The following is a 10,794-nucleotide window of genomic DNA, read 5'->3' as shown; positions in this document are numbered from 1 at the left end:
GTGACCAACGACAAGAAACTTGTCGAGTATCTCAAGCAGGCCACCATCGATCTGCGGCAGAGCCGCCGCAGGATATGGGAGCTCGAATCGGAACCGATCGCGATTGTCGGCATGGCCTGCCGCTATCCCGGCGGGGTCGCCTCTCCCGAAGACCTGTGGACGCTGTTGTCCGAGGGCCGCGACGGCATGTCCGCCTTCCCGGAGGACCGGGGCTGGGACGTCGAGGGGCTCTACCACCCCGACCCGGAAAACCCCGGCACGTCCTATGTCCGGGAGGGCGGATTCCTCCAGAACGCCGCGGAGTTCGACCCGGGATTCTTCGGAATCTCACCGCACGAGGCGCTCGCGATGGACCCGCAACAGCGGCTGCTCCTGGAAACGGCGTGGGAGACCTTCGAACGCGCCGGAATTGACCCGGGAACCCTGCGGGGAAGCAAGACCGGGGTCTATGCCGGGCTGATGTACCACAATTACGCCGCGCGGGTCATCGATGTCCCCGACGACATCGCCAGCTTTATGAGCACCGGCGCGGTGAGCAGCGTGGTCTCCGGCCGTATCTCCTATCTGTTCGGCTTCGAAGGCCCCGCGATCACCGTGGACACCGCCTGTTCCTCCTCCCTGGTGGCCCTCCACCAGGCGGTGCTGGCGCTCCGTGCGGGGGACTGCGACCTCGCACTGGCCGGCGGCGTGACCGTGATGGCCACCGCGGACACCTTCGTCGACTTCTCCTACCAGCGCGGTCTCGCGGCGGACGGCCGCTGCAAGCCGTTCGCCGCCGCCGCGGACGGCACCGGCTGGGGCGAAGGCGTCGGCCTGCTGCTGGTCGAGCGGCTGTCGGATGCCCAGCGCAACGGCCACCCGGTGCTCGCGGTGGTGCGCGGGTCAGCCGTGAACCAGGACGGTGCGTCCAACGGCCTGACCGCACCCAACGGCCCCTCGCAGCAGCGGGTGATCCGGCAGGCGCTCGCCAACGCCCACCTCTCGCCGTCGGATGTCGACGCGGTGGAGGCGCACGGCACCGGTACGACCCTCGGCGACCCCATCGAGGCCCAGGCTCTGCTGGCGACCTACGGGCAGGACCGCCCGGCGGACCGCCCGCTCTGGCTGGGCGGCATCAAGTCCAACCTCGGGCACACCCAGGCCGCCGCGGGAGTTGCCGGCATCATCAAGATGGTGCTCGCCATGCGGCACGGCGTGCTGCCCAAGACCCTGCATCTGGACGCCCCTTCACCGCATGTGGACTGGTCCGCCGGCGCGGTCGAACTCCTCGCCGAAGCCAGGGACTGGCCGGCGGCCGAACGGCCCCGCCGGGCCGGGGTGTCCTCCTTCGGCATCAGCGGCACCAACGCCCATGTCGTCCTCGAACAGGCCCCCGCCGACGAGCGTGCAGAGTCCGGCTCCGCCCCCGCCGCCCCCGTGGCATCCGACCCGTCCGGCCTGGTGCCCTGGGTGCTGTCCGCCCGTTCCCGGCAGGCACTCACCGCACAGGCGGCCGGACTCGCCGCCTTCGTGGACCAGCAGCCGGAGCTGAACCCCGTGGACACCGGCTTCTCGCTGGTCACCACACGTGCCGCCCTCGACCATCGCGCGGTCGCCCTGGCCACCGACCGGGCCGGACTGCGCACCGCGGTGTCCGCCCTGGCCACCGGTGACGCCGCCCCCGGCGTGCTCACCGGACTGGTCAGCGACGGCAAACTCGGCGCGCTGTTCACCGGCCAGGGGGCGCAGCGGCTCGGGATGGGCCGTGAGTTGTATGAGACATATCCGGTGTTTGCGCGGGCCTGGGATGAGGTCTGCGCGGAGCTGGACGGTCTGCTGCCTCGGCCGCTGACGGAGGTGGTCCGGGGCGGGGGAGAGCTCCTCGACCAGACGCAGTTTGCGCAGGCGGCGCTGTTCGCGCTGGAGGTGGCGCTGTATCGGTTGGTGGAGTCGCGTGGTGTGACGCCGGCTGTGTTGCTGGGGCACTCGATTGGTGAGGTGACGGCTGCCTATTTGGCGGGTGTGTGGTCGCTGTCGGATGCGGCGCAGCTGGTGGCGGCACGTGGGCGGTTGATGCAGGCGCTGCCGACCGGTGGCGTGATGGTGTCGGTGCGGGCTTCGGAGGACGAGGTCGCGCCGCTGCTGGAGGGCCGGGACCTGGTCGGGATCGCCGCCGTCAATGGTCCGGAGTCCGTGGTGCTCTCGGGTGCTGAGGCTGAGGTGGCGCAGGTCGTCGCCGCTCTGGAGGCCGAGGGGCGGAAGGTCAAGCGGCTGCGGGTGAGCCATGCCTTCCACTCGCCGCTGATGGACCCGATGCTGGCCGAGTTCCGTGCCGTGCTGGGTCAACTCACCTATGCAGACGCCCAGTTGCCGTTGATATCGAACGTGACCGGCGCGCTGGCCGACTCTGCCGAACTCCGCAACCCCGAGTACTGGGTGCGGCACGTCCGGGAAGCCGTCCGTTTCCACGACGGTATGCGCGCCGCCCACGCCGAGGGGGTCACCACCTTCCTCGAACTCGGCCCGGACGGCGTTCTGTCCGCCATGGGACAGGACTGCCTGGCGGAGGACGGGGTCTTCGTGCCCACGCTGCGCAAGGACCGTCCCGAACCCGAGGTGGCGACGGAGGCTCTCGCCGGGCTGTGGGTCCGTGGGGTCCCCGTCGACTGGCAGTCGATGCTCGCCGACGGCCGCCGGGTGGAGCTGCCGACGTACGCCTTCCAGCGGCAGCACTTCTGGCTGGCCGGGGACGCCGGGGTCGGCGATATGACCGCCGCGGGTCTGGGCGCCGCCGATCACCCGCTGCTCGGCGCCACCGTGACCCTGCCGGACGCCGTGGTCCTGGCCGGCCGGCTGTCCCTGGCCACCCACCCCTGGCTCGCCGACCATGCCGTACTCGGCGCCGCCGTACTGCCCGGCTCGGCCCTGGTCGAACTCGCCATCCGGGCCGGGGATCAGGTCGACTGCGATCTGATCGAAGAACTCGCGGTGCGGCTGCCACTGGTTCTGCCGGAGCGCGGCGGAGTGCAGCTGCGCGTCGTCGTCGCGGAGCCCGACGAGGACGGCCGCCGGGAACTGGCGGTGTACTCGCGGCTTGAGGAGTCTCCGGAACAGTCCTGGACCGTGCACGCCGTGGGTGTGCTGGCGGCGGGTGCGGGTGCCGGGGCGGGGACGTTCGGTGAAGCGGTCTGGCCGCCGGCCGGTGCCGAGGCGCTCTCCGTGGAGGGCTGCTACGACGCACTCGGTGCCGCCGGATTCCACTACGGTCCCGTGTTCCAGGGCGTCCAGGCCGCCTGGAGGCGTGGCGACGAGATCTACGCCGAGGTCACCCTGCCGGACGAAGTCACCGCCGACGCAGCGAAGTTCGGGCTGCATCCGGCCCTCCTCGACGCCGCGCTGCAACCAGCGCTCGACGGGCTGCGGCTCCCCGTGTCCTGGAACGGGGTGCGCCTGCACGCAGTGGGTGCCACCGCGCTCCGGGTGAAGCTGAGCAGGGCAGGTGACGGGTTTGCGCTCCTCGTCGCCGATGAGGCTGGTGGTGTGGTCGCTTCCGTGGACGCGGTGCGCTGGGAGCCGGTGGTTCCCGAGCAGCTGACCACGAGCGTCCCGGGCGAGCACCACGACTCGCTGTTCGCGGTTGAGTGGGTGTCGCTTCCGGAACTTCCCGAGGCTTCCGAAGCCGAGGGTGATGACGGCCTCGTACTCCTGCATCCGTCGGTGGCCGGGGAGTCGGCTTCTGTTCCCGACGGTGTGCGTGCGGTGACCCACCAGGTGCTGGAGCAGCTTCAGCGCTGGGTCGCCGATGACCGGAACGCCGATGACCGGCAGGCCAATGCGCGGCTCGTGGTGGTGACCCGGGGCGCCGTCTCGGTTGCCGGTGAGCCGGTGGACCTGGTCATGGCGCCGCTGTGGGGGCTGGTGCGCTCGGCGCAGTCGGAGCACCCGGGCCGATTCGTGCTGGTCGATGTCGACGACCACGAGCAGTCCACCGCCGCGATCCATGCCGCCGTGGCCACTGGCGAAACCGAACTGGCCCTTCGGGAAGGGGCGTTGTCGGCACCCAGGCTCACCCGGCTCGAACCGTCCGCGCCGTCCGCACCATCTGGACCGCCTGGACAGGCCGTACTCTCCAGCACGGGCACGGGCACGGGCACGGGCACGGGCACGGGCACGGGCACGGTCTGGAACCCCGAGGGCACCGTACTGATCACCGGCGGCACCGGAACCCTGGGCAGCCTGATCGCCCGGCACCTGGTGACCGCACACGGCATCCGCAGCCTCCTGCTGACGAGCCGACGCGGCCCGGACGCCGAGGGCGCAGCCGCACTCCTTGAGGAACTCACCGCGCTGGGCGCCCAGGTGGAGATCGCCGCCTGTGACGCGGCGGATCGCGACGCCCTCGCCGAGCTGCTGGCGGGGATCCCGGCGGATGCCCCGCTGACCGGTGTCGTGCACACCGCCGGGGTCACCTCCGACGGGACCCTCGGCTCCCTCACCAGGGAAAGCCTGGACGCCGTGCTGCGGCCCAAGATGGACGCCGCCTGGAACCTGCACGAACTCACCCAGGACGCCGATCTCTCCGCGTTCGTCCTCTTCTCGTCGGCCGCAGCGGTACTGGGCGCGGCCGGACAGGGCAACTACGCCACCGCCAACACCTTCCTGGACACGCTCGCCCGCCATCGCCGGAACCACGGCCTGCCGGGCACCTCCCTGGCCTGGGGGCTCTGGGCCGAGACCAGCGAGATCACCAAGCAGCTCAGCGACACCGATCTGCGACGGATGGCCCGCGGCGGACTCGTCCCGCTCACCGCCGAGGAAGGCGTGGCCCTGTTCGACGCCGCGCTCACCACGGACACCGCGCTGTCCATCCCGATACGGCTGGACCTGCGGGCCCTCGCCGCCTCCGGCGAAGTGGCGCCCGTCCTGCGCGGACTGGTGCCGGTGCGCCGGCGTGCCGCCACGGCCGGCGTCGGTGCGGGTAACGCGTTGCGGGACCGTCTCATCGGTCTGCCGCAGGCCGACCAGGACCGGGCGCTGCGGGAACTGGTCACGGCCCAGGTCGCCCTGGTACTTGGGTACGCGGGCAGCGGCGCAGTGGAGGCATCCCGTGCGTTCAAGGACCTCGGGTTCGATTCGCTGACCGCCGTGGAACTGCGCAACCGCATGGACACCGCGACCGGACTCAGCCTCCCGGCGACCCTGCTCTTCGATCATCCGACCCCGGCCGCCCTCGTGCGGTTCCTGCGGGAAGAACTGCTCGGCGGGCAGACCGCCACCACCGTGGTGCGGTCCCGCGGGACCGTGGACGACGAACCCATCGCCATCGTCGGCATGGCCTGCCGCTTTCCCGGCGGCGTCGCCTCTCCGGCGGAGCTCTGGGACCTGCTGGCCCGCGGCGAGGACGCGGTCAGCGACTTCCCCGGCGACCGCGGCTGGGACGTCGAGCGGCTCTACCACCCGGACCCCGACCACCACGGCACCTCGTACGTCCGCGAAGGCGGCTTCCTGCGGGACGTGGCCGACTTCGACCCCGGGTTCTTCGGCATCTCGCCGCGTGAGGCGACCGCCATGGACCCGCAGCAGCGGCTGCTGCTGGAGACCTCCTGGGAGGCCCTGGAGGACGCGGGGATCGACCCGGCGACGCTGCGCGGCGCCGACACCGGCGTCTTCGTCGGCACCAACGGCCAGGACTACGGCTCCTTCCTGGCCCACAGTTCCGCCGAGGTGGACGGCCACCTCGCCACCGGCACCGCGGGCAGCGTGGTCTCCGGCCGGATCTCCTACACCTTCGGCTTCGAGGGCCCCGCGGTCACCGTCGACACCGCATGCTCGTCCTCGCTGGTCGCCCTGCACTGGGCGATCCAGGCGCTGCGTTCCGGCGAGTGCTCACTGGCACTGGCCGGCGGTGTGACGATCATGTCCACACCGATGGAGTTCATCGAGTTCTCCCGCCAGCGCGCCCTCGCTCCGAACGGCCGCAGCAAGGCCTTCGCGGAGAGCGCGGACGGCGCGGGCTGGGGCGAGGGCGTCGGCCTGCTGCTGGTCGAGCGCCTGTCGGACGCCCGCCGTAACGGCCATCCGGTGCTTGCGGTGGTGCGGGGTTCGGCGGTGAACCAGGACGGTGCGTCCAACGGTCTGACGGCGCCGAACGGTCCCTCGCAGCAGCGGGTGATCCGTCAGGCGCTCGCCAACTCCGGGCTTCAGGCGTCGGATGTGGACGCGGTGGAGGCGCACGGCACCGGCACGACGCTGGGCGACCCGATCGAGGCGCAGGCCCTGCTGGCGACGTATGGCCAGGGTCGTCCGGAGGACCGGCCGTTGTGGCTGGGCTCGGTGAAGTCGAACATCGGGCACGCCCAGGCCGCGGCGGGGGTCGCCGGGGTGATGAAGATGGTGCTGGCCATGCGGCACGGTGTGCTGCCGAAGACGCTGCATGTGGATGAGCCGTCGTCGCATGTGGACTGGTCCTCGGATGCGGTGGAGTTGCTGACCGAGGCCAGGGATTGGCCGGAGAGCGGTCAGTTGCGGCGGGCAGGTGTGTCGTCCTTCGGTATCAGTGGGACGAACGCGCATGTGGTGCTGGAGCAGGCACCTGACGAGGCGCCGGCGGAGCCGGTTGAGCAGGCCCGGCCCGGGGTTCTTCCGTGGGTGCTCTCGGCGCGCTCCGAGCGGGCGTTGCTCGCGCAGGCGGGCCGGTTGGCGTCCTTTGTCAAGGACCGCGAGGAGTTGGATCCCGTCGATGTGGGGTTCTCGCTGCTGAGTACGCGGGCGGGGTTGGAGTATCGGGCGGTGGTGCTCGGTGCTGATGGTGAGGGCCTTCTCGACGGCCTGCGTGGGTTGGCTGCGGGGGTGGATCCTGCGGGTGTGGTGCGGGGTGCGACCGGTACGGGAGCTGGTAGCCGTGTGGCGCTGGTTTTCCCTGGTCAGGGGTCGCAGTGGCTGGGTATGGCGGATGAACTGCTGGCCTCCTCCCCGGTGTTTGCGGGGCGGATGGCTGAGTGTGGTGCGGCCCTGTCGGAGTTCGTGTCCTGGAAGTTGGACGAGGTTTTGTCCGACGAGGACGCGTTGGCGCGGGTTGATGTGGTGCAGCCGGTGCTGTGGGCGGTGATGGTGTCGTTGGCTGCGGTCTGGGAGGACTGCGGTGTGGTGCCGTCGGCTGTCGTGGGTCACTCCCAGGGCGAGATTGCTGCGGCATGCGTCGCCGGGGTCCTGTCCCTGCGTGATGGCGCCCGGGCGGTGGCGTTGCGCAGCCAGGCCATCGGCCGTGTCCTGGCCGGTCGCGGCGGCATGGTCTCCGTCGCCGCCTCCCGTGAGGCGGTTCAGGAGCGCATCGCCAAGTGGGGCGAGCGGGTATCCGTCGCCGCCATCAACGGGCCGACGTCGACCGTCATTTCCGGTGAGCCCGATGCCTTGCAGGAACTGCTGGCGGAGTGCGGTGAGCAGGAGGTACGGGCCCGGCAGATTCCGGTGGACTACGCCTCGCACGGCCCCCAGGTGGAGGAGCTGCGCGAGGAGCTGGCGACGGTTCTTGCCGAAGTCCGCCCCGGCCAGGGCCGTATCCCGTTCTACTCGGCGGTGCATGCTTCACCCCTCTCGGGCGAGGAGCTGGACGCCGCCTACTGGTTCGAGAATCTCCGCAATCCGGTGCGGTTCGAGGAAGCCATCCAGGCTCTCCTGGCCGACGGTCACGGCGTCTTCGTCGAGTGCAGCGCGCACCCCGTCCTCACCCCTGGTATCGAGGACACCGCCCAGCAGGAATCCGGGAGCCCCGTCGTCGTAACCGGCACCTTGCGCCGTGACGAAGGCGGCTGGCCCCGCTTCGCACACTCCCTCGCCCAACTCTGGGCGCACGGCGTCCCGGTGGACTGGAGCACCCTGCTCCCCACCGGCCGGCGGATCGACCTCCCCACCTATGCCTTCCAACGACAGCGCTACTGGCTGTCGGCCTCAGCGGGTACGCAGGATGCCGCCGGTCTCGGGCTGCAACCGGTTGAGCATCCGCTTGTCCCGGCCGCTGTTTCCATGGCCGGTACGGACACGGTCGTCCTCACCGGGCGGATCAGTGCGGCCACCCACCCGTGGATCGCCGATCACACCGTCCGGGGCGTCACCATCCTCCCCGGCACCGGCTTTGTGGACCTTGCCATCAGGGCGGGTGACCAGGTCGGTTGCCCCAGGGTCGAGGAGCTGGTGCTGGAGGCCCCGTTGATCCTCTCGGATCAGGGTGGGGTGCAGCTCCAGGTCAGCGTGGGTGCTCCGGATGGTCAGGGCCGCCGATCGGTCACGGTGCACTCGCGGGCCGATGACGCGCTCGACGGTGAGCCGTGGACCGGGCACGCCACCGGACTTCTCGGACCGGACACCGCCGACGGCAGCGGCACCGGCCTCGACGTGTGGCCCCCTCAGGGAGCCACCCCGGTGGACCTGGACGGTATTTACGACCAGCTGGCCGCGGCCGGAGTGGACTACGGGCCCGTGTTCCAGGGCCTGCGGGAGGTCTGGCGTCAGGGTGACGACCTCTACGCGGAGGTGACCCTGCCGCAGGACCAGCGGGACGAGGCCGAGCGGTTCGGGCTGCACCCGGCTCTGCTCGACTCCGTACTGCACGCCCTGTCCTGGTCCCCGCTCGCGGAGCAGGAGGGTGGCCCCTGGATGCCCTTCACCTGGAACGGCGTCTCGCTCTTCGCGACCGGGGCGACCACCCTGCGGGCCCGCCTCCGCACCGCGCCCACCGGGGCGGTGACACTGGACATCGCCGACGGCCTCGGTGAGCCCATCGCCTCCGTCGACGCGCTGCGGCTCCGCGCCGTCACCGCTACCGCGCTGACCGGCGCCGCACCGCGCGACACCCTCTTCCGGCCCGAGTGGACGACCCTCCACGGGCCGAAGTTCACCGGCTCCTGGGCCGTGCTCGGTGCGGACCGCGCGGGTCTGACGGCCGCGTTCACGGGGGACGGCGACACTTACGCCGATCTCGCCGCGCTCACCGCGGCGGTCGAGGCGGGCGCACCCGTCCCCGAGGCCGTACTGACCGTCGCACCGCGCAGCGATCAGGACGGATTCCTCCCGGGGGCGGTACACGGCACCGTGCGTGACGCCCTGGAACTCATCCAGCACTGGCTGGCCGACGACCGGTTCGCCACCTCCCGTCTGGTGCTGGTGACCAGCGGCGCCATGGCGGCCGAGGCCACCGACCCGGTGACCGACCTGCCGCACGCCGCCACCTGGGGGCTGTTCCGGTCCGCCCAGTCCGAGCACCCCGGCCGGTTCGTCCTCGTCGATCTGGACGAGCAGGACTCCTCGGCCGCCGCCCTGCCGGAGGTCATCGGCTCCGGTGAACCCCAGGCAGTGGTCCGGGCCGGTACGCCCCGCGCCGTACGGCTCGCCCGGGTCCACCTGACCGGTGAGGCGCCGGCCTTCGACGCACAGGGCACGGTGCTGATCACTGGCGGCACGGGCATGATCGGCACCCTGGTGGCCCGTCATCTGGTGACACAGCACGGGATACGCCATCTCGTGCTCACCAGCCGCCGTGGTGCGGCGAGCCCGGGGGCCGCGGAACTGCGGGACGAACTGGCCGCACTCGGGGCGGACGTCACCCTCGCCGCCTGCGACGCCGCGGACCGGACCGCGTTGGCGGAGCTGCTGGCGGCAGTTCCGCAGGACCGTCCGCTGACCGCGGTCGTGCACGCGGCCGGGGTGGTCGAGGACAGTGTGGTCACCTCGCTCACCCCGGGGCATCTGGACACCGTGCTGCGGCCCAAGGTGGACGCGGCCTGGAACCTGCACGAGCTCACCAAGGACCTGGGCCTGTCGGCGTTCATCCTGTTCTCCTCGGCTGCCGCGCACTTCGGCAACGCCGGGCAGGGCAACTACGCCGCCGCCAACGCCTTCTTGGACGCCCTGGCACACCACCGGCGCGCCGAGGGCCTGCCCGCCGTCTCGATGGCGTGGAGCGTCTGGGCCGAGCGGGTCCAGGCCACGGACCAGAGCGAGGAGATGCGGGCGGAGCGGATCTCGGCGGGAGCGATCACCGCGGAACTCGGTATGGTCCTCTTCGACCACGCCCGCCGGGCCGGCGAACCGGTGCTGGTGCCGATTCCGCTGGACATCCCGGCGATCCGGGCCCTGCCGAAGGACCGGATACCGATCCTGCTGCACGGTCTGATGCCGGGCGACACCCGGCGGTCGGCCGGCACCGAGGGGCCGGGCGAGAAGGGCTGGGCGGACCGGCTGATCGCCATGCCGGCGGACAAGCAGCGGGAGACCGTGCTGGCCCTGGTGCGTACCCAGGTCGCGTCGGTTCTCGCCTACGAGTCGGCCGATCAGGTCGAGGACCACCGGCCCTTCAAGGACCTGGGGTTCGACTCGCTGACCGCCGTCAAGCTGCGCAATCAGCTCGCCGCGGTCGGCGGCCTGACCCTGCCCGCCACCCTGGTCTTCGACCATCCGACTCCGGTCGCGCTCGCCGAGTTCCTGCGGGCGGAACTGGTACCGGCCGAAGCGGACCCCTCGGCCCGGCTGCTCGCCGAGCTCGACCGGATCGCCGCCGGGCTGCCGGAGATCGACCCCGACGCCGCCGGCCGGGACAAGATCACCGCCCGGCTGCGCAGCATCTTGTGGCAGTGGGACGAGAGCAGGAACGGCGAGGGTCCGGAGAACTCCGAAGAGGACTTCGACTCAGCCACCGATGACGAACTCTTCGACGCTCTCGACAACGAACTCGGAATGTCCTAACGCGTGCGGATCAAGCGCCTGACAGTGTTTTGGGGGAAGGTACCGGATGGAGAATGAAGCCAAACTCCGGGATTATCT

At 71.2% G+C, this 10,794-nt stretch carries 1 protein-coding gene; it reads left to right on the top strand.

Going from position 1 to position 10,794, the window contains the following annotated elements:
• On the top strand, positions 1-10,716 hold the full coding sequence (locus tag CP981_RS04585) for a type I polyketide synthase (protein WP_085923489.1): 10,716 nt from the start codon (positions 1-3) through the stop codon (positions 10,714-10,716).
• Positions 10,717-10,794: the final 78 nt, after the last annotated feature.

This window comes from Streptomyces platensis, assembly GCF_008704855.1.
Lineage (GTDB): Bacteria > Actinomycetota > Actinomycetes > Streptomycetales > Streptomycetaceae > Streptomyces > Streptomyces platensis.
The sequence above is the reverse complement of the archived record's forward strand: the minus strand, read 5'-3'. Positions and strand labels throughout refer to the sequence as shown.